Below are 19,387 nucleotides of genomic sequence, written 5' to 3'. Positions count from 1 at the left end.
CGTCCATTGATTCATTCCCACGCAGAGCGTGGGAACGATCATTGGGTGGCATTGCGATTGGCATACATCCGACACTCCGCCAACAACGCCAACAAATTCGGATCACGCTCCTTGGCCTTCAAGAACACCACACCAATGTGCTGCTGCAACCGATACCGTTCCTGCAGTGGAATCAGCTTCACCCGATTCTCATACACCGCCGCAATCCGCCCCGGCAGCAGCGCATAACCGACCCCCGAGCTGACCATGCTCAGCAGGGTGAAGATGTCGTTGACCTGCATCGCCACCTTCGGCTCGAACCCCGCCTGCTTGAACACCCGGTTCCCATCCTGGTGCGTAGCAAAACCCTGGGTCAGGGTGATAAACGTTTCGTCGCGCACTTCGGCCAGGTCAACTTCCGCCCGTTGGGCAAACTTCGAATCCGCCGGCGTGGCCAGGAAGATGTCATCGGAAAACAGCGGAATCTGCTCGCAGTCCGGGTCGTTGACGCTCTCGTCGAGGGACACCAGGATCGCGTCGACTTCCATGTTCTTGAGCTTGTACAGCAAGTCGAAATTCGAGCCGAGAATCAGGTCGATGTTGAGTTCGCTGCGGCGAATCTTCAGGCCCATGATCAGCTGCGGCACTGTCTTTACCGTCAACGAATACAACGAGCCGAGCTTGAAGCGTTCAGCCGAGAACCCGGCCGCTTCGCGGGTCAGGCGCACGGTTTCGACCACGTCCTGAATCAGTTTTTGCGCCCGTTCTTCCAGCACATAAGCGCTTTCCAGCGGCGTCAGATTGCGGCCTTCGTGTTTGAACAGCGGGCAGCGCAGGGCGCTTTCCAGGGAGTGAATCGCCCGGTGCACGCTGACGTTGCTGGTCTGCAACTCGGCGGCGGCCCGGGCCAGGTTGCCGGTGCGCATGAAGGCCAGGAACACCTCGAGTTTTTTCAGGGTCAACTCTTCGTCGATCAGCATGGCGTGGACTCTTATTCGAATGGCTCGATTGTGCACGCATGAGGGGAATTGTGATCTGAAACATTGCGCTTTTAATCTCAAGGGCTGAGCCTTGCGCGATGTTGTAACGAATTTTGAGGTGAGCAATACATGTATCACGGGGAAAGATTGAACGCCTGGACGCATTTGGTCGGGGCGGTGGCGGCCACGGTCGGGGTGGTGTGGATGCTGGTGATTGCCAGTATGGACGGCAGCCCGTGGAAGATCGTCAGCGTGGCGATCTACGGCTTTACTTTGATGGTGCTTTACAGCGCATCGACCGTTTACCACAGCGTGCGCGGGCGCAAGAAAGCGATCATGCAGAAGGTCGATCACTTTTCGATCTACCTGCTGATCGCCGGCAGCTACACGCCGTTTTGCCTTGTGACCTTGCGCGGGCCCTGGGGCTGGACGCTGTTCGGGATTGTCTGGGGGCTGGCGCTGATCGGCATCCTGCAAGAGATCAAGCCGCGGTCGGAAGCGCGGATTCTGTCGATCGTGATTTATGCGGTGATGGGCTGGATTGTGCTGGTGGCGGTCAAGCCGTTACTCGCTGCGCTGGGCAGTACGGGGTTTGCCTGGCTGGCGTCGGGTGGGGTGTTGTACACCGTGGGGATCATCTTTTTTGCCCTGGATCATCGGTTGCGGCATGCGCACGGGATCTGGCATTTGTTCGTGATTGCGGGGAGCTTGCTGCACTTCGTGGCGATCATGTTTTACGTCCTTTGAACCGTGTTGCGGCCATCGCCGGCAAGCCGGCTCCCACAGGGTTACGTGTGGAACATAAAATTCATGTTCAACACTAAACCCTGTGGGAGCTGGCTTGCCAGCGATGGGGCCCTAGAAGTCACCCCAAAGCTGCTGGGCCACCGCCAGCGCCACCACCGGCGCGGTCTCGGTGCGCAACACCCGGGGACCCAGCCGGGCAGCATGAAAACCAGCCCCTTTAGCCTGCTCCACTTCAGCATCCGACAACCCACCTTCCGGCCCGATCAAGAACGCCAGCGTCCCAGGCTTCTCATGACTCACCAACGGCTCCGCCACCGGATGCAGCACCAGTTTCAACTCAGCTTCGGTCTGCTTCAACCAGTCCGCCAACAACAGCGGTGGATGAATCACCGGCACCCGTGAACGCCCGCATTGCTCGCACGCGCTGATCGCAACCTGGCGCCAATGCATCAGGCGTTTGTCGGCGCGTTCGTCCTTCAGCCGGACTTCACAGCGGTCGCTGAAAATCGGGGTGATTTCGGTGACGCCCAGTTCGGTGGCTTTCTGAATCGCCCAATCCATGCGCTCGCCACGGGACAAGCCCTGGCCGAGATGGATCGCCAGCGTCGATTCGATCTGCCCGGCGAAGCTTTCGTCGATCTGCACGACGACGCGTTTCTTGCCGACCTCCACCAGCGTGGCGCGAAACTCATGACCCGAGCCGTCGAACAGTTGCAGCGCATCACCCTCGGCCATGCGCAGCACGCGGCTGATGTAATGGGCCTGGGCTTCCGGCAACTCGTGTTGGCCGATGCTCAGGGGGGCGTCGATGAAGAAGCGGGACAGTCTCATGCTGGGTCTCGAAAAATTGGATCGGAGTTGCTTTTGTGGCGAGGGAGCTTGCTCCCGCTGGACTGCGCAGCAGTCCCACTTTTGGGGCCGCTTCGCGACCCAGCGGGAGCAAGCTCCCTCGCCACAGGGTTTCTCGTGATTTTTAGCCCGGATCGCGGAAGCCGGGGTGGAAGTCTTTCGGCACCGATACGCTGACGCCATCACGCGTCGCGATGTCGATGCCTTCACTGGCCACTTCGGCCAGGAAGTCGATCTGCTCCGGTGTAATCACGTACGGCGGCAGGAAGTACACCACGCTGCCCAACGGTCGAAGTAAAGCACCGCGCTCCAACGCATGCTGGAACACCTTCAAGCCGCGACGTTCCTGCCACGGATAAGCTTCTTTCGTCGCCTTATCCTTGACCATCTCGATAGCCAGCACCATGCCGGTCTGGCGCACTTCCGAGACATTCGGGTGATCAGCCAGGTGCGCAGTGGCACTGGCCATGCGCTGCGCCAGGGCCTTGTTGTTCTCGATGACGTTGTCTTCTTCGAAGATATCCAGCGTCGCTAAGGCCGCCGCGCACGCCAGCGGATTGCCGGTGTAGCTGTGCGAATGCAGGAAGGCGCGCAGGGTCGGGTAGTCGTCGTAGAAAGCGCTGTAGACATCTTCGGTGGTGACGCAGGCCGCCAGCGGCAGGTAACCGCCGGTCAGGGCCTTGGACAGGCAAAGGAAGTCCGGGCGGATGCCGGCCTGTTCACAGGCGAACATCGTCCCGGTGCGGCCGAAGCCGACGGCGATTTCGTCGTGGATCAGGTGTACGCCATAACGGTCGCAGGCTTCGCGCAGCAATTTCAGGTACACCGGGTGATACATGCGCATGCCGCCGGCGCCCTGGATCAACGGCTCGACGATCACCGCAGCGACGGTGTCGTGGTTCTCCGCCAGGGTCTGTTCCATGGCGGCGAACATGTTGCGCGAGTGTTCTTCCCAGCTCATGCCGTCGGGGCGCAGGTAGCAGTCAGGGCTCGGCACCTTGATGGTGTCCAGCAGCAACGCCTTGTAGGTTTCGGTAAACAGCGGCACGTCGCCCACCGACATCGCCGCCATGGTTTCGCCGTGGTAGCTGTTGGTCAGGGTGACGAAGCGCTTCTTGTTCGGCTGGCCGCGGTTGAGCCAGTAGTGAAAGCTCATTTTCAGCGCGACTTCGATGCAGGACGAACCGTTATCGGCGTAGAAGCAGCGGGTCAGGCCTTCCGGCGTCATCTTCACCAGGCGCTCGGACAACTCGATCACCGGCTGATGACTGAAACCGGCGAGGATCACGTGTTCCAGCTGATCGACCTGATCCTTGATGCGCTGGTTGATGCGCGGGTTGGCGTGGCCAAACACGTTGACCCACCAGGAGCTGACGGCGTCGAGGTAGCGTTTGCCTTCGAAGTCTTCAAGCCACACGCCTTCACCGCGCTTGATCGGGATCAGCGGCAGCTGTTCGTGGTCTTTCATCTGGGTGCAGGGATGCCACAAAACCGCGAGATCGCGTTGCATCCACTGATTATTCAGGCCCATGTTCAGTCTCCTCGAGGCGGCTCGCTGGTTTCGCGGGCAAACAATCGCGCAAGCCTATGCAATGCATCGCACGGGGACAACCCATTGTGTCGATTGAGCTACTTTGTATAGGTCGATAGACGTTGCTGGCGGCCTTTTGATGGCTGACGTATTCTTCGCGGTTCTTTGAGTCGTCTGACTCGCAAAACCGCTATTTCCTCGTGTATTTCCGGAGTTCGCTGAATGTCTGCTGGTTGGCTGCGCGCCTGTGCGCTGGTGATGTTGGGGCTGTTCAGCGTGTCTGCGCTGGCCAAGGATAAAACAGCGATCGTGATCGGCGGCGGGCTCTCGGGGCTGACGGCGGCTTACGAACTGCAGAATAAAGGCTGGCAGGTGACCCTGCTGGAAGCCAAACCGAGCCTGGGCGGTCGCTCCGGCATGGCCACCAGCGAGTGGATCGGCAACGACAAGACTCAACCGGTGCTGAACAAATACGTTTCGACCTTCAAGCTGAGCACCACGCCAGCCCCTGAATTCGTGCGGACCCCGAGCTACCTGATCGATGGCGTGTATTACACCGCCGCCGACCTAGCCACCAAAGAGCCCGCCACCGCTGAAGCGCTCAAGCGCTTCGAAAAGACCGTGGATGATCTGGCGCGCTCGATCGAAGATCCTCAGAACCCGGCGGCCAACAGTACGCTGCACGCACTGGATCAGATCAACGTCTCCAACTGGCTCGACCGTCTGAGCTTGCCAGCCACTGCACGTCAGTTGGTGAACCAGCAGATTCGTACCCGTTACGACGAGCCTTCGCGTCTGTCGCTGCTGTATTTCGCACAGCAGAGCCGTGTTTACCGTGGCGTTTCCGACCGTGACCTGCGCGCTTCGCGTCTGCTCGGCGGTAGCCCGGTGCTGGCACAGGCCTTCGTCAAACAGCTAAAAACGATCAAGACCAGCTCCCCGGTGTCGTCCATCACCCAGGACAAGGACGGCGTGACCGTCAAAGTCGGCAGCGTTGGCTATCAGGCTGACTACGTGGTTGTGGCCGTGCCGTTGCGCGCCCTGAACAAGATCCAGATGACCCCGGCGCTGGATGCCCAGCACCTCGGCGCCATCAAGGGCACCAACTACGGCTGGCGCGACCAGATCATGCTGAAGTTCAAGACGCCAGTGTGGGAAAGCAAGGCGCGCATGTCCGGCGAGATCTACAGCAACACCGGGCTGGGCATGTTGTGGGTCGAGCCGGCGCTGAAGGGCGGCGCCAACGTGGTGATCAACCTGTCTGGCGACAACGCGCGCGTGATGCAGGCGTTCGGCGACAAGCAGATGGTCGACCAGGTGCTGATTCGTCTGCACGCGTTTTATCCGCAGGCACGCGGTTCGTTCACCGGTTATGAAATCCGCCGCTACAGCACCGACCCGTCGATGGGTGGCGCTTACCTGGCTTTCGGCCCGGGCCAGATCAGCAAGTACTGGCGCTTGTGGGAGCGTCCGCTGCAACGTGTAGCGTTCGCTGGCGAACACACCGACACCTTGTACCCGGGCACGCTGGAAGGCGCATTGCGCACCGGTCAGCGCGCGGCCAGTCAGGTTGAAGACCTGGCGGCGGGCAAGTCGTTTGAACCGGCGAAGGTTGTTCCGGCAGCGACCGCTGTGGCGGCTGGCGCGGTGGCGGCGAAGAAAGGTAACTTCTTCACCAACCTGTTCGGCGGTTCGTCCGATGACGACAAGAAGCCGGAACCGGTCAAGGCACCAGAGCCTGTCACTCCGCCTGCACCGGCTCCTGCTCCAGTGCCAACGCCGGCCCCTGCGCCAGTTGAGGCACCGAAACCTGCTGCACCGGTAAAAGCCGAGCCTGCCAAAAAGGCAGCGGCCAAGCCTGCGGCGAAGAAGCCAGCGGCTAAAGCCGAAGCCAAAAAGGCTCCGGCGAAGAAAGCTGAACCTGCGAAGAAGCCAGCGGCCAAACCCGCTGCGACTCCGGCAACAGATACCAAAGCGCAGTAAGCTTTGGGATTAAAGAAACGCGGCGCACATGCCGCGTTTTTTTATGCCTGAAGAAAAGAACCGAATAAACCTCATGGGGCAGGTGTTCTTGATTTGGACGTCATTTTTTTTCACACATTGGTCTTTAATCTTTCCTTAACTCATCGATTTCAGACTCTTGATCGTATTTCTCGATATTTCAAAGCGAAATTTTCCGCTTTAATTCGATAGGTAACTCGATAGTCTTGGTCGCAGTTCTCACAGGATTTGGGCAATGCAGCTACGTAACTCTTCTTCCCGCTACGGTTGGGTCAGCATCTTCATGCACTGGGGCGTGGCGCTGGCGGTGGTTGGTTTGTTTGCGCTGGGCTGGTGGATGGTCGGTCTCGACTACTACAGCACCTGGCGCAAAGACGCGCCGGAATTGCACAAAAGCATTGGCCTGGTGTTGTTGGCTGTCATGGTCCTGCGGGTGTTGTGGCGCGTTGTCAGCCCGCCACCGCCGACACTGGAAACGTATAGCCGCATGACGCGTCTTGGCGCCAAATTCGGTCATTCGTTTCTTTACCTCAGTCTGTTTGCTGTGATGATTGCCGGATACCTGATTTCCACCGCAGACGGTGTCGGGATTTCGGTGTTTGGCCTGTTTGAAGTTCCTGCGCTGGTTTCCGGACTACCGGACCAGGCAGACACCGCCGGTGTGATCCATTTGTACCTGGCGTGGGTGCTGGTAATTTTTTCCGGTCTCCATGCGTTGGCAGCATTGAAGCACCACTTTATCGATCGTGATGCGACCCTCACTCGAATGCTGGGCCGCAAAGCCTGAAGTTCAACCTCGACTCCAAAGGAATAGAAAGCATGTTGAAAAAAACACTCGCTGCTCTGGCAATCGGTTCGGCTCTGCTGTCCGCTAACGTGATGGCGGCTGACTACGTCGTCGACAAAGAAGGCCAGCACGCCTTCGTTGACTTCAAGATCAGCCACTTGGGCTACAGCTTCATCACCGGTACCTTCAAGGATATCGACGGCACGTTCAGCTTCGACGCTGCCAAGCCAGAAGACAGCAAGATCGAGTTCAACGTGAATACCGCCAGCGTGTTCACCAACCATGCCGAGCGCGACAAGCACATCGCCAGCAAAGACTTCCTGAACGGCTCTAAAGCCAAGTTCGTCTCCACCAGCGTCAAATCCACCGGCAAAAACGCCGCTGGCAAAGACACTGCCGACGTGACCGGCGACCTGACCATTCTTGGCGTGACCAAGCCAGTCGTGGTCAAGGCCACGTTCCTGGGTGAAGGCAAGGATCCATGGGGTGGCTACCGTGCCGGCTTCGAAGGCACTACCAGCATCAAGCGTTCCGACTTCGGCAAGCAGAAAGACCTGGGCCCAGCGTCCGATGCGGTCGAGCTGTACGTTTCGTTTGAAGGTGTGAAAGCGAAGTAATATTCGCGCCTGACACAAAAACGCCCCCGATCTCACGATCCGGGGCGTTTTTTATTGCCTGGTAAAACCTGCACCGACACCGTAGATCCCTGTGGGAGCGGGCTTGCCCGCGATAGCGCTGGGTCAGGCAATATCAATGTTTGCTGGGCTGACGCAATCGCGGGCAAGCCCGCTCCCACAGGGTCCTTCGCCAATCCAGAAAAAATGCCCCGGATCGTGAGATCAGGGGCATTTTTCATTGCAGCGCTAATCAGCGATTGCGGGTCAGCAACGCTGGCTTCTCACCGCGTGGACGGCCTGGCAGTTGATCCAGTTGCTCAGGAGTCGGGAACCGATCGGTCTTCGACTCTTTATGGATGATCTTCGGTGCCGGGCCGCGCGGGTTTTGCACGGCGGGTTCCGAACGCGGCTGGTCGTCGGTGCGGGCCGGGCGACGGTTGCGCGGCTCTTCGCGACGGGCCTGGCCGTCACGTGGAGCGCCGTTGCGTGGACCGCTGCGCTTGGCCGGCGGCGTGCCGGTGGTGGCGCCGTCGCTGCTGCGCGGACCACTTTGGCGACCCTGAGGCTTGCCGCCGGTGCGCGGAGCACCTGCGCCGGCGCCAGCAGCCGAACCTTGTGCCGGAGCCCCCGGGCGGCGGCCACGGCCCTGAGCCGGTTTGGCTTGAGGCACGTAGTCGACGCGGTTACCGAAGTTATCGACGTCGTCGTCCAGAAACTCGTCCGGAGCACGGTCAGCAGCGGCGCGAGGAGCCGGGCGCTGTTGCTCGCGAGCCGGGGTGCCTTCGCGTGGCTTGTGTTCACGCGCCGGGCGATCGCCACGGCCAGTGGCTGCCGGTTTTTCCTTGCCGCCCTTGTCCTTGCCCTTGTCTTTACGACCGCCGCCACCGCCGGTGCCGGTTGGACCGTCGCCGCGCGGGCCACGTGGATTGCGCGGGTTACGCACATCCGGACGCTCGCGGACTTCTGGTTTCTCGGCTTCTACTGCGCTGGAGTCGAAGCCCATCAGGTTGCCGTCGGCAATCTTCTGCTTGGTCATGCGCTCGATGCTTTTCAGCAGCTTTTCTTCGTCCGGAGCGACCAGCGAGATCGCCTCGCCCGAACGACCGGCCCGGCCAGTACGGCCGATACGGTGAACGTAATCTTCGTCGACGTTCGGCAGTTCGAAGTTGACCACGTGTGGCAACTGGTCGATGTCGAGGCCGCGAGCGGCGATGTCGGTGGCGACCAGGATGCGCACTTCACCGGCCTTGAAGTCGGCCAGGGCTTTGGTGCGGGCGTTCTGGCTCTTGTTGCCGTGGATCGCGACGGCGGTGAGGCCGTGTTTGTCCAGGTACTCGGCCAGACGGTTGGCGCCGTGCTTGGTGCGGGTGAACACCAGGACCTGTTCCCAGGCGCCAGCGGTGATCAAGTGCGCCAGCAGCGAACGCTTGTGGTTGGCTGGCAGACGGAAGACGCGTTGCTCGATGCGCTCGACCGTGGTGTTCGGCGGCGTGACTTCGATGCGTTCCGGGTTGTGCAGCAGCTTGCCGGCGAGGTCGGTGATGTCTTTGGAGAACGTCGCCGAGAACAGCAGGTTCTGGCGTTTGCTCGGCAGACGAGCCAGGACCTTCTTCACGTCATGGACAAAGCCCATGTCGAGCATGCGGTCGGCTTCGTCCAGCACGAGGATTTCCACGTGGGACAGATCGACACTGCCTTGACCGGCGAGGTCGAGCAGGCGGCCAGGGCAGGCCACCAGCACGTCAACACCACGGGACATGGCCTGAACCTGCGGGTTCATGCCGACGCCGCCGAAGATGCAGGCACTGACGAACTTCAGGTCGCGAGCATAGACCTTGAAGCTCTCGTGTACCTGGGCCGCGAGTTCGCGGGTAGGGGTCAGGACCAGTACGCGTGGTTGGCGCGGGCCGTGACGCTGGGATTTGTCCGGGTGACCGCCCGGAAACAACCGCTCCAGAATCGGAAGGGCGAAGCCACCGGTTTTACCAGTACCTGTCTGAGCCGCAACCATCAGGTCGCGACCTTGCAACACGGCGGGAATAGCCCGCTGTTGCACCGGAGTAGGCTCGGTATAGCCCGCTGCCTCGATGGCGCGGACTAAAGCCTCGGAGAGACCGAGGGAAGCAAAGGACATGAGTAATCCTGTTTTAGTTAGGGCTTGGCCCAATGGGAGTCTTGCCTGGCGCGAATGGCGTTTAAGAAGAACGCAATCCCGTCCGGTCCTGCTGGGCCTCGAAGGCTCGTCTGGAGCGCTCGCGCGGGCTGAAAAGCTGCGCTGTAGCGGATCGAGATGCCTTGAACAAGTCCGAGCGTCCGGGCGTGAGCCTGGCGGGAACGCCGGAGTATAACAGAGCAATCACTGCGCGCCGCTTTCCTGCTGCTCAACGGTTTTTACAGTGGCGGTTGTGGCGGTGGTGGCTTGCCCCCCGGTGCCGGGACCCGCGCCATAACGGGCGCTGAGCTCCGCGTAGGCGGGCTCGCGCTTGAAGCGTTTGAGCTCGGCACCGAAACGCTGCACCAGCAAATCCATGCCGGCGTTGCGCCGTACCGCCAAAAACTGGCTCTGGTGGCTGATGACGGTCGGGTTTTCGGTGATCTTGTCGCGGATACCCAGTTCGTCGAGCAAGTGCTGCCCAACTCGGCGATCGGTGATCAGCAGGTCGATTCGCCCGCGTACCAGTTTGCCGAAGTTGGCTTCATGGGTCGGCGCCGGTTCCCGGGTGAACAAGGGCGATTCGCTGAAGTCCTTGCTGTAGAGATAGCCCGGCGAGGTGCCGACGGTCAGGCCTTTGAGATCGTCCAAGGTGCGGAATGGATGGGGGTGCTCGTTGGCGTAGAACATCACGAACTCGACTTCCGACAGCGGTTCGCTGGGGTAGAGCAAGGTGGCGTCGCGTTCATCGCTGTGAAAGATGTCCAGCGCGCCATCCGCCTGGCCCGTTTCAAGCATCGACAGGCAGCGTTTCCACGGCAGGAACTGCCAGTCCACCTCGATGCCCAGGCGTTTGAAGACGATGTCCGTGGTTTCGTAATCCAGGCCCAGGGATTTGCCGTCTTGCTCATAGACATAAGGCGCCCACGGCTCGGTGACAATGCGCAGCTTCTCGCCCCGAGCGGCAAAGCTCAGGCAAGTGAAAAGAAACACGGTCAGTAACTGTGCGATTAGAGGCATGGCTTGAGATTACGACGAGAAATCATAAAGAGCCAGAAACTGGATCCAGAAGCTCTGGCCCAATGCGCAATCCATAAAAAAGGCCCTGGATTGCGCCAGAGCCTTATCGGAGTGCTGCACTGTTTCAGCGCGGCAGCTTCAGGTTGTTCCACACCGCCAGGCTCGCTTCAGCCTGATTCAGTGTGTAGAAGTGCAGCCCCGGTGCGCCGCCTTGCAGCAGGCGTTCGCACATTTCGGTGATGACTTGCTCACCAAAGCCTTGAATGCTCTGGGTGTCGTCGCCGTAGGCTTCCAGCTGTTTGCGGATCCAGCGCGGGATTTCCGCGCCGCAAGCGTCGGAGAAACGCGCGAGCTTGCTGTAGTTGGTGATCGGCATGATCCCCGGCACGATCGGGATATTCACACCCATCGCCCGTACACGCTCGACGAAGTAGAAGTAGCTGTCGGCGTTGAAGAAGTACTGGGTGATAGCACTGTCGGCGCCAGCGTTGGCCTTGCGCACGAAGTTGTTCAGATCGTCTTCGAAATTGCGCGCTTGCGGATGCATCTCCGGATAAGCAGCAACTTCGATGTGGAAATGATCGCCGGTTTCTTCACGGATGAATTGAACCAGGTCGTTGGCGTGGCGCAATTCGCCGCTGGCCATGCCCATACCCGAAGGCAGGTCACCGCGCAGGGCAACGATACGCTTGATGCCGGCAGCCTTGTATTGAGTCAGCAGGCCGCGCAGGTCGTCCTTGCTGTCACCAACGCAGGATAGGTGCGGTGCGGCCGGGACTTTGACTTCGCTTTCGAGTTGCAACACGGTGTTGAGCGTGCGATCACGGGTCGAACCGCCAGCGCCGTAGGTGCAGGAGAAGAAATCGGGGTTGTACGTGGCCAGCTGACGAGCAGTGGCGAGTAGCTTTTCATGCCCAGCGTCGGTCTTCGTAGGGAAGAACTCGAAACTGTAGCGACGGTCTTGGGACATGGGAATACCCTTGAAAACGCGTAAGCCAGAGGCTTGCACATCCCATGAAAGGGCGGGCTTTTGTGGGAGCGGTGCTTGCCCGCGATGGCATCACCTCGGTGTAACTGAAACACCGAGGCGCCTGCATCGCAGGCAAGCCAGCTCCCACAAAAAGCCCGCACCCACAAGGGAGAGCAGGCTGCAGGTCGAATCAGTAGCGGTAAGCGTGCGGCTTGAACGGGCCTTCGACGGTCACGCCGATGTAGTCGGCCTGGGTCTTGGTCAGTTGAGTCACAACGCCGCCGAAACCGCGGACCATTTCCAGGGCCACTTCTTCGTCGAGTTTCTTCGGCAGTACTTCAACCGTCAGGCGCTCGGCTTTCTGGGCTGGCGACAGGTCGGCGTACTTCTGGCCGAACAGGAAGATCTGCGCCAGAACCTGGTTGGCAAACGAACCGTCCATGATGCGGCTTGGGTGGCCGGTGGCGTTACCCAGGTTAACCAGACGGCCTTCGGCCAGCAGGATCAGGTAGTCGTCGTTCTGGGCGTCGAACGTGCCAGGACCGGTACGGTGGATCTTGTGAACCTGTGGCTTCACTTCTTCCCATGCCCAGTTCTTGCGCATGAAAGCGGTGTCGATTTCGTTGTCGAAGTGACCGATGTTGCAGACAACAGCGCGCTTCTTCAGAGCTTTGAGCATGTTTGCGTCGCAAACATTGACGTTACCGGTGGTGGTCACGATCAGGTCGATCTTGCCCAGCAGGGCTTTGTCGATGCTGGCTTCGGTGCCGTCGTTGATGCCGTCGATGAACGGCGAAACCAGCTCGTAGCCGTCCATGCAGGCTTGCATGGCGCAGATCGGGTCGACTTCGGAGACTTTAACGATCATGCCTTCCTGACGCAGGGACTGAGCGGAGCCCTTGCCCACGTCGCCGTAACCGATGACCAGCGCTTGCTTGCCGGACAACAGGTGGTCGGTGCCGCGCTTGATCGCATCGTTCAGGCTGTGACGGCAGCCGTACTTGTTGTCGTTCTTGCTCTTGGTTACCGAGTCGTTGACGTTGATGGCCGGGATTTTCAGTTCGCCCTTGGCCAGCATGTCCAGCAGGCGGTGAACGCCGGTGGTGGTTTCTTCGGTAACGCCGTGGACGCGGTCCAGGATCGCCGGGTACTTCTTGTGCAGCAGCTCGGTCAGGTCACCGCCGTCGTCGAGGATCATGTTGGCATCCCAAGGCGCGCCATCTTTGAGGATGGTTTGCTCCAGGCACCACTCGTACTCTTCTTCAGTCTCGCCTTTCCAGGCGAAAACCGGGATACCGGCAGCAGCGATAGCGGCAGCGGCCTGGTCTTGAGTCGAGAAAATGTTGCAGGACGACCAACGCACTTCGGCACCCAGGGCAACCAGGGTTTCGATCAGCACGGCAGTCTGAATGGTCATGTGGATGCAGCCGAGAATCTTGGCGCCTTTGAGCGGTTGCTCACCAGCGTATTTGCGGCGCAGACCCATCAGGGCTGGCATTTCGGATTCGGCGATGATGGTTTCGCGACGGCCCCAGGCAGCCAGGGACATGTCGGCAACTTTGTAATCGTTAAAATCTGCAGGCGTGATAACAGCGCTCATGATGAGCCTCCATTCGTAATGTATGCGAATGGGCGCCGTTGTGCGTTTAGTGTCCGGCCGACAATGGCCAGTCAACGCCCCATCCGAGCCTGACAGGTCGAACCTGCTGCAGCGCCCCTCGGACAGGTGGCGGGAAAACGGTATCAGTGCATCGTTACCGTTTTGAAACGGTGGCGATTATAGCGGGCTATTCTTATCTTCCAAAGCGTTTCTGTTGATCAATGTCCGAACGGTAATCGAGTCCATAGGCGATGCCCAATAGAGCTCTAGGCCGGGCTCTGCCATGATGCCCCCCATCATTCGGCAAGACGCTCAGGAGTGAATATGAATTTCCACACCCGCAAATGGGTAAAACCCGAAGACCTCAACCCCAACGGCACGCTGTTCGGCGGCAGCCTGTTGCGCTGGCTCGACGAAGAAGCGGCGATCTACGCCATCGTCCAGTTGGGCAATCAGCGCGTGGTCACCAAGTACATTTCCGAAATCAACTTTGTCAGCGCCTCGCGCCAGGGCGACATCATCGAACTGGGCATCACCGCCACCGAATTCGGTCGCACCTCCATCACCCTGAAGTGCGAAGTGCGCAACAAGATCACCCGCAAAAGCATCCTGACGGTGGAGAAGATTGTCTTCGTGAATTTGGGTGAAGACGGCTTGCCGGCGCCGCACGGGCGGACCGAGATCAAGTACGTCAAAGACCAGTTTCAGGATGATATCGCCAGCGAGTGATATTCGCGGTAATGATCGTTCCCACGCTCCGCGTGGGAATGCAGCCCGGGGCGCTCCGCGTCCCAAGAGCGGACGCAGAGCGTCCATTGAGGCATTCCCACGCAGAGCGTGGGAACGATCTGTTGAGGGTAGTGAACAGCTCCGATCCGCGCGTGTCGTACCTACATGACACGCCACCGGTTCAGGACCTTTATGGACACGCAAAAAGACGGCAAGACCCCAAACCTGTCGCCGGAAGAAAGGCACGAGGTCGACAAGAACCAGCCACCGCGCGCCGCGGTGCTGCACGAAATCATCCGTACCCAGGGCGATCAGGAACTCGAGCGCAGTGTCGCCGCGTTGTGGTGGTCGGCGCTGGCCGCCGGCCTGACCATGGGCCTGTCGCTGATGGCCATGGGGTTGCTCAACTCCCGACTGCCGGACGGTGAAGGCTTCAAGGTCATCGCCAGCTTCGGATACTGCGCAGGCTTTCTCGCGGTAATCCTCGCCCGTCAGCAATTGTTCACCGAGAACACCCTGACGGCCGTACTGCCGATCATGACCAAACCCACACTGAACAATTTCGGCCGGTTGCTGCGCCTGTGGTCGGTGGTGCTGGTGGGCAACCTCTGCGGTACGTTGCTGGTGGCCTACGTGATGTTGAATCTGCCAATTTTCGACAGCAAGACCGACCTGGCTTTCCTCGATATCGGGCGCAAGATCATGGAGAACGACGCCAGCCAGATGTTTGCCAAAGGCATCGTTTCGGGCTGGATGATCGCCACCATGGTCTGGATGATCCCGTCCATGGAGAGCGCCAAGATGTGGATCATCATCCTCATCACCTACCTCATGGCGCTGGGGGATTTCACCCACATCGTGGTCGGTTCGGCCGAGGTCTCGTACCTGGTGTTTGCCGGCGAGCTGCCGTGGAAGGATTTCTGGCTGGTGTTCGCCGGGCCGACGCTGGCGGGGAACATCATCGGTGGCAGCTTCATCTTTGCGCTGATCAGCCACGCGCAAATCCGCAGCGAGAGCGGACCGCCGAAGAAGACTGCGGATCAGGGCTCGGAGCCCGATCCGCAGAAGCGCAAAAAATAATCAGTGATGCTCGGCCTGTGCCGCTGGTGCAGGCTCATCCGGGGCACGTGCGGGCAGGCCGATGAAGCGGAAATTGACGTAGGTGAGGAGGGTGGTGGGGCAGATAAAGGCAGCGACAAATTCAAGCCTCCGGGCGGCGTTCCGACGATAGCGGTGTCAGCAGCGATGCAGCAATTCAGCCGGACACATTGACCGCAGCCGCACCGCGACGTTGCAGATAGATGTAGAACAACGCAGTCATCACCGTCAGGCCACTGACTAGGGCGCCGGTCCACGGCAGGTCTGCCAGATCCGCACCGCTGGCAACCACCAGCCCGCCGATCCACGCCCCCGCCGCGTTACCGAGGTTGAAAGCGCTCTGGTTCAGCGTCGAACCGAGGTTCGGGGCTTCATGCGCCTGGTCGATGATCAGCAATTGCAGAATCGGGCACAGGGCAAACGCGAAAATCCCCCACAGCACCAGAGTGATCGCCGCCGGAATCACCGAATGGCTGGTCTGGCTGAAGGCAGCCAATACCACCGCGACGGCCAGCGCCATGCCGACCAATGAAGGCAGCAATCGACTGTCGGCCAGGCGACCACCGAGCATGCTGCCCGCCGTCAATCCCACGCCAAACAACAGCAGCATGATCGTCACGCCATGGGGGCTGACGCCGGTAATGTCCTGCAGGATTGGCGCGATGTAGGTGAACACGCTGAACAGACTGGTCGACGCCAGCACGCTCATGCCCAACGCCAACAGAACATTGACCTTGCCCAGCACTTTGAACTCGCTGGCGAGGTTGGCCTTGTCCATTGCGATGTCCTTCGGTAACCAGACCCATTGCGCGATCGCTGCAATGACGCCGATCACCGAGACCGCCCAGAACGTCGAACGCCAGCCGGCGTATTGCCCGAGCGCGGTGCCCAATGGCACGCCGAGCACGTTGGCCAGCGTCAGGCCAGTAAACATCATGGCAATGGCCTGCGCCCGTTTGTTCGGTGCGACCAAGCCCGCAGCGACCACCGAGCCGATGCCGAAAAATGCACCGTGGCACAATGCGGTGACCACCCGCGCGGCCATCAACGTGGCGTAGTTCGGCGCCAATGCGCACAGCACGTTGCCGAGGATGAACATCAGCGTCATCCCCAGCAGCGTGGCTTTGCGCGGCATGTTAGCGGTGCCGATCGCGAGGATCGGCGCGCCGAACACCACGCCCAGGGCGTAGCCGGTGATCAGCAGGCCGGCGTGGGGAATGCTCACTGCGAGGTCGCGGGCGACGTCGGGCAGCAAGCCCATGATGACGAATTCAGTGGTGCCGATGCCGAACGCGGCAACAGCGAGGGCAAGCAAGGCGAGTGGCATGCGCAAGGTCTCTGTCGGTAGTCTTGACGCTCTGATCAGGCATACGCATGCCGATGCCCGTTCTCGATGAGCGCGGGCAGGGGCAAAAATTATTGGAATTAGTCTGTGCGCAACTGAGTGCGGCGTGGTCGCTTGCAGTATAAACAGCTGCTGACATATGGCGAATCAATTATCCCGCTGAACTCCGTAGCAGCTGTCGAGTGAAACGAGGCTGCGATCTTTTGATCTTGATTTTCCAGGATCAAAAGATCGCAGCCTCGTTTCACTCGACAGCTGCTACAGAAGGCGGGACAAAATTAGGAGTGTGCCGTGCTTGCGACGGCTCTGGTGTTGGTGGCGGCGCTGTTGCACGCGGCGTGGAATACCCTGATCAAATTCAGCGCCGAACGGCTGCTGGTGGTGGCGTGCATGGACAGCGTCGCGATGCTGTTTGTCGCCCTGATGCTGCCGTTCGTGGCGCTGCCGCCGATTGAAATATGGCCGTGGATTCTGGCGTCGGCGGCGTTCGAATTGCTCTATCGCTATCTGCTGATCCAGGCCTATCGGGTCGGCGACCTCGGGTTGGTCTATCCGCTGATGCGTGGACTGTCACCGCTGGTGGTACTGGCACTGACGCTGATCTTCGCCGGTGAAGTACTGACGAATCAGCAGATCTTCGGAATTCTGTTAATCCCGTTTGGCATGCTGTGCCTGCTCTGGCAGGGCGGCGGCGGTGCGCGATTGCCGTGGTCGATGTTGCCGGTGGTGGCGCTGATCGGCCTGTGCATCGGCTGCTACACCTTTATCGATGGCCAGGCTTTACGACGCTGGTCGCACCCTCTGGACTACCTGGTCTGGGTCACGTTGCTCAGCGCCTGGCCGTTCCCGTTGCTGGCGTGGGTGCGCAAGCGCCCGGCGTTCATGCTGTTCTGGCGTGAGCAGTGGCGACTGGGGCTGGCGGTCGGGTTCTGCGTGTTGTTCAGCTACGCTCTGGTGCTGTGGGCCATGCAGCTGGGGTCGATTGCCGAAGCGGCGGCGTTGCGCGAGATCAGCGTGATCCTGGTGGTGCTGTTCGGCATGCGCTACCTGAAAGAACCTTTCGGCAGGCCAAGGCTCTTAGCCTGTGGGCTGGTGCTGGTCGGTATTTTGGTAATGAAGTTCTGACGGCTGCTCAACATTCTAAAACTGAAGAAAGGACTGCTTTATGACGGTTGCTCTGTGGTGCATTTTGATTGCGATCTTCCTGCCCTATATCTGCACGGGCATCGCCAAGGTCGTTGGCGGGTACAGGCTGGCTGACAACCATGACCCCCGGGACTTTCTCGAGTCGCTGAATGGTTTGGGGCGACGCGCACACGCAGCGCAACTGAACAGTTTTGAAGTGACCCCCGCGTTTGCTGCGGCGGTGATCGTTGCACATCTGGCGGGCAATGCCGAGCTGGTGACGATCAATGTGCTTTCGGTTTTGTTTATCACCAGCCGGTTGCTCTACATCATTTGCTACCTGGCGGACTGGCATATTTTGCGGTCGTTGGTGTGGTTTGTGGGGATCGGGTTGATTGTCAGTTTCTTTGTGGTGTCGGTCTGAAAGAACTTTGGTGAATTTACTGGTCTCATCGTCGGAACGCCGCCCGGAGCAAGCCCGCTCCCACAGGTTATGCGCAATCCCTGTGGGAGCGGGCTTGCCCGCGATTGCTATCTTTCAATCGCAGCAAAATTCAAGGGCTGGTTTTAACCGCATCAGCCACCTGTGGCACTTGTGGCAACGCCGCGCCTTTAGGCCACAGCATCCAGATCTGCCCTTGCTGTTTCATGTCCCCGGCCAATTGCCCGGCGGCCTCGCCGGTGCCCCAGAACAGATCCGCTCGCACTTCGCCGGCAATCGCACCGCCGGTGTCTTGCGCTGCCACGGGCCTTACCAGTGCGGTGCCGTCCGGTTTAGTGGTGGATAACCACAACAGACTGCCCAGCGGAATCACTTTGCGATCCACTGCCGCGCTGTAACCAGCCGTCAGCGGAACATTCAGCGAGCCACGAGGCCCTTCGTTGCTGTCCGGGTTGCGAGTGAAGAACACATAGCTCGGGTTGCTGCCCAGCAGTTCCGGGATGCGTGATGGATTAGCCTTGGCCCACGTGCTGATGGCGCCCATGGTCACGTCTTCTTTCTTCAGCTCGCCTTGCTCCACCAGCCAGCGCCCGATCGGCCGATACGGATGGCCGTTCTGGTCGGCATAGGCAATGCGCAGTTGGCGACCGTCGTCGAGCTGGATACGACCCGAACCCTGGATTTGCAGGAATTGCAGGTTCATCGGGTCGGTCAGCCAGGCAACCACCGGCGCCTTGACCCCTTTGGTCTTAATTGTTGCCGCATCGTCGTAAGGTTTGAGAACGCGACCTTCGAGGCGACCGCGCAGGCGTTTGCCCTTGAGTTCCGGATAGATGCTGTCCAGAGAGACGATGATCATGTCCTCGGGCACACCGTACACCGGAATATTCGCCACTTCGGTCTGCGTCAGGCTGCCGGGGTAGACCGGTTCGTAATAGCCGGTGATTAACCCGTTGGGATTGTCATTGGCGGCGCGTAGGCCGTAGACGTCGAGGTTCTGTTTGAGAAAGCCACGGATGTCGTTGGCGGTTTGCGGCACATTGGCGGAAGCCGCACAGGTCGAACCCCAGACCGGGTCGGCCTTGAGTCGGGTGCAGGCGCTGCGCCACGAGCCGAAGCCTGCCACCAGATCGTTGTCGGACACTGCCGGCAGCGCTTCCCAAGTGGCACTGGAGTAGGTCGCCAGCGCGTGGGTTTTAGGGGTGTTTTTATCGCCGCCGGTGCAGCCAGCGAGCACGGCCACCATTGGAAGAGTCCACGCGAGGTGGTGACGCCATGCCTTGAAACGGCTGTTCATGGAGTAATTCCTTTGCCGGTTGCCTGAGTGCTCCATGCGCTCAAACAACCCGTATTGATAATAGGGCTATTGGTCTTTGCCGATGACGCGAGGATACTGGCCGCCGTTTCCCGTGACC

Annotated in this window: 17 protein-coding genes and 1 riboswitch; of the genes, 8 read left to right on the top strand and 9 right to left on the bottom strand. The window is 60.0% G+C overall.

Features of this window, described 5'->3' with window-relative positions; genetic code table 11:
• Positions 1-38: 38 nt before the first annotated feature.
• Positions 39-959, bottom strand: coding sequence for a LysR family transcriptional regulator (locus ACYZT8_RS27815; protein ID WP_461977479.1), 921 nt, complete (start codon positions 957-959; stop codon positions 39-41).
• 129 nt (positions 960-1,088) lie between these two features.
• Between ACYZT8_RS27815 and trhA the strand changes: the two genes are divergently transcribed.
• Positions 1,089-1,706 carry a PAQR family membrane homeostasis protein TrhA gene (trhA, locus tag ACYZT8_RS27810; RefSeq protein ID WP_461977477.1) on the top strand — a complete coding sequence of 206 codons (618 nt, stop codon included), beginning with the start codon at positions 1,089-1,091 and terminating at the stop codon, positions 1,704-1,706.
• A gap of 111 nt (positions 1,707-1,817) precedes the next feature.
• On the opposite strand, the gene ACYZT8_RS27805 is transcribed toward trhA, so the two are convergent.
• Both ACYZT8_RS27805 and ACYZT8_RS27800 read right to left on the bottom strand, forming a co-directional pair.
• Complete coding sequence (locus ACYZT8_RS27805) at positions 1,818-2,537, bottom strand: 16S rRNA (uracil(1498)-N(3))-methyltransferase (RefSeq protein ID WP_461977475.1); 720 nt, start codon at positions 2,535-2,537, stop codon at positions 1,818-1,820.
• A gap of 142 nt (positions 2,538-2,679) precedes the next feature.
• Complete coding sequence (locus ACYZT8_RS27800) at positions 2,680-4,086, bottom strand: adenosylmethionine--8-amino-7-oxononanoate transaminase (protein WP_461977473.1); 1,407 nt, start codon at positions 4,084-4,086, stop codon at positions 2,680-2,682.
• A 222-nt stretch (positions 4,087-4,308) separates the two neighbouring features.
• On the opposite strand from ACYZT8_RS27800, the gene ACYZT8_RS27795 reads away from it, so the two are divergent.
• From ACYZT8_RS27795 to ACYZT8_RS27785, 3 genes are all read left to right on the top strand, one after another.
• Positions 4,309-6,069, top strand: coding sequence for a flavin monoamine oxidase family protein (locus ACYZT8_RS27795; protein WP_461977471.1), 1,761 nt, complete (start codon positions 4,309-4,311; stop codon positions 6,067-6,069).
• A 253-nt stretch (positions 6,070-6,322) separates the two neighbouring features.
• Positions 6,323-6,874, top strand: a complete 552-nt coding sequence (locus ACYZT8_RS27790; protein ID WP_461977469.1) for a cytochrome b — start codon at positions 6,323-6,325, stop codon at positions 6,872-6,874.
• A 32-nt stretch (positions 6,875-6,906) separates the two neighbouring features.
• Entirely contained in the window at positions 6,907-7,491 is a 585-nt protein-coding gene (locus ACYZT8_RS27785; RefSeq protein WP_461977467.1) for a YceI family protein, read from the top strand.
• A gap of 250 nt (positions 7,492-7,741) precedes the next feature.
• On the opposite strand, the gene ACYZT8_RS27780 is transcribed toward ACYZT8_RS27785, so the two are convergent.
• The 4 genes from ACYZT8_RS27780 to ahcY form a co-directional block, all read right to left on the bottom strand.
• Positions 7,742-9,625 (bottom strand): DEAD/DEAH box helicase, encoded by a 1,884-nt coding sequence (locus ACYZT8_RS27780; RefSeq protein ID WP_461977465.1) that lies wholly within the window; start codon positions 9,623-9,625, stop codon positions 7,742-7,744.
• Between the two features lie 222 nt (positions 9,626-9,847).
• Positions 9,848-10,663, bottom strand: a complete 816-nt coding sequence (locus ACYZT8_RS27775) for a substrate-binding periplasmic protein (protein ID WP_461977461.1) — start codon at positions 10,661-10,663, stop codon at positions 9,848-9,850.
• A gap of 124 nt (positions 10,664-10,787) precedes the next feature.
• A complete protein-coding gene (gene metF, locus ACYZT8_RS27770) occupies positions 10,788-11,633 on the bottom strand; it encodes a methylenetetrahydrofolate reductase [NAD(P)H] (RefSeq protein WP_461977459.1) in 846 nt (281 codons plus the stop codon).
• A 190-nt stretch (positions 11,634-11,823) separates the two neighbouring features.
• Entirely contained in the window at positions 11,824-13,233 is a 1,410-nt protein-coding gene (ahcY, locus tag ACYZT8_RS27765) for an adenosylhomocysteinase (RefSeq protein ID WP_461977457.1), read from the bottom strand.
• A gap of 23 nt (positions 13,234-13,256) precedes the next feature.
• Positions 13,257-13,359, bottom strand: a riboswitch (S-adenosyl-L-homocysteine riboswitch).
• A gap of 198 nt (positions 13,360-13,557) precedes the next feature.
• Between ahcY and ACYZT8_RS27760 the strand changes: the two genes are divergently transcribed.
• Together ACYZT8_RS27760 and ACYZT8_RS27755 are read left to right on the top strand one after the other, a co-directional pair.
• Entirely contained in the window at positions 13,558-13,962 is a 405-nt protein-coding gene (locus tag ACYZT8_RS27760; protein WP_461977455.1) for an acyl-CoA thioesterase, read from the top strand.
• Between the two features lie 192 nt (positions 13,963-14,154).
• A complete protein-coding gene (locus ACYZT8_RS27755) occupies positions 14,155-15,042 on the top strand; it encodes a formate/nitrite transporter family protein (RefSeq protein WP_461977453.1) in 888 nt (295 codons plus the stop codon).
• Between the two features lie 175 nt (positions 15,043-15,217).
• On the opposite strand, the gene ACYZT8_RS27750 is transcribed toward ACYZT8_RS27755, so the two are convergent.
• Positions 15,218-16,387 (bottom strand): MFS transporter, encoded by a 1,170-nt coding sequence (locus tag ACYZT8_RS27750; RefSeq protein ID WP_461977451.1) that lies wholly within the window; start codon positions 16,385-16,387, stop codon positions 15,218-15,220.
• Positions 16,388-16,696: 309 nt separating this feature from the next.
• On the opposite strand from ACYZT8_RS27750, the gene ACYZT8_RS27745 reads away from it, so the two are divergent.
• Positions 16,697-17,530, top strand: a complete 834-nt coding sequence (locus tag ACYZT8_RS27745; RefSeq protein WP_461977449.1) for an EamA family transporter — start codon at positions 16,697-16,699, stop codon at positions 17,528-17,530.
• 40 nt (positions 17,531-17,570) lie between these two features.
• Complete coding sequence (locus tag ACYZT8_RS27740) at positions 17,571-17,954, top strand: MAPEG family protein (protein WP_461977447.1); 384 nt, start codon at positions 17,571-17,573, stop codon at positions 17,952-17,954.
• Between the two features lie 130 nt (positions 17,955-18,084).
• Here ACYZT8_RS27740 and mltA read toward each other — a convergent pair whose 3' ends face one another.
• Entirely contained in the window at positions 18,085-19,269 is a 1,185-nt protein-coding gene (mltA, locus tag ACYZT8_RS27735; RefSeq protein ID WP_461977445.1) for a murein transglycosylase A, read from the bottom strand.
• Positions 19,270-19,387 lie beyond the last annotated feature (118 nt).

Source organism: Pseudomonas sp. LB3P93 (assembly GCF_054898025.1).
The sequence above is the reverse complement of the archived record's forward strand: the minus strand, read 5'-3'. Positions and strand labels throughout refer to the sequence as shown.

Bases quoted from the DNA above. Each gene is read 5' to 3' on its own strand.
- trhA (WP_461977477.1), top strand. From the start codon at position 1,089: ATGTATCACGGGGAAAGATTGAACGCCTGGACGCATTTGGTCGGGGCG.
- ACYZT8_RS27795 (WP_461977471.1), top strand. From the start codon at position 4,309: ATGTCTGCTGGTTGGCTGCGCGCCTGTGCGCTGGTGATGTTGGGGCTG.
- ACYZT8_RS27800 (WP_461977473.1), bottom strand. From the start codon at position 4,086: ATGGGCCTGAATAATCAGTGGATGCAACGCGATCTCGCGGTTTTGTGG.
- ACYZT8_RS27780 (WP_461977465.1), bottom strand. From the start codon at position 9,625: ATGTCCTTTGCTTCCCTCGGTCTCTCCGAGGCTTTAGTCCGCGCCATC.
- ACYZT8_RS27750 (WP_461977451.1), bottom strand. From the start codon at position 16,387: ATGCCACTCGCCTTGCTTGCCCTCGCTGTTGCCGCGTTCGGCATCGGC.
- ACYZT8_RS27755 (WP_461977453.1), top strand. From the start codon at position 14,155: ATGGACACGCAAAAAGACGGCAAGACCCCAAACCTGTCGCCGGAAGAA.
- ACYZT8_RS27805 (WP_461977475.1), bottom strand. From the start codon at position 2,537: ATGAGACTGTCCCGCTTCTTCATCGACGCCCCCCTGAGCATCGGCCAA.
- ACYZT8_RS27785 (WP_461977467.1), top strand. From the start codon at position 6,907: ATGTTGAAAAAAACACTCGCTGCTCTGGCAATCGGTTCGGCTCTGCTG.
- ACYZT8_RS27790 (WP_461977469.1), top strand. From the start codon at position 6,323: ATGCAGCTACGTAACTCTTCTTCCCGCTACGGTTGGGTCAGCATCTTC.
- ACYZT8_RS27760 (WP_461977455.1), top strand. From the start codon at position 13,558: ATGAATTTCCACACCCGCAAATGGGTAAAACCCGAAGACCTCAACCCC.
- mltA (WP_461977445.1), bottom strand. From the start codon at position 19,269: ATGAACAGCCGTTTCAAGGCATGGCGTCACCACCTCGCGTGGACTCTT.
- metF (WP_461977459.1), bottom strand. From the start codon at position 11,633: ATGTCCCAAGACCGTCGCTACAGTTTCGAGTTCTTCCCTACGAAGACC.
- ahcY (WP_461977457.1), bottom strand. From the start codon at position 13,233: ATGAGCGCTGTTATCACGCCTGCAGATTTTAACGATTACAAAGTTGCC.
- ACYZT8_RS27740 (WP_461977447.1), top strand. From the start codon at position 17,571: ATGACGGTTGCTCTGTGGTGCATTTTGATTGCGATCTTCCTGCCCTAT.
- ACYZT8_RS27775 (WP_461977461.1), bottom strand. From the start codon at position 10,663: ATGCCTCTAATCGCACAGTTACTGACCGTGTTTCTTTTCACTTGCCTG.
- ACYZT8_RS27815 (WP_461977479.1), bottom strand. From the start codon at position 959: ATGCTGATCGACGAAGAGTTGACCCTGAAAAAACTCGAGGTGTTCCTG.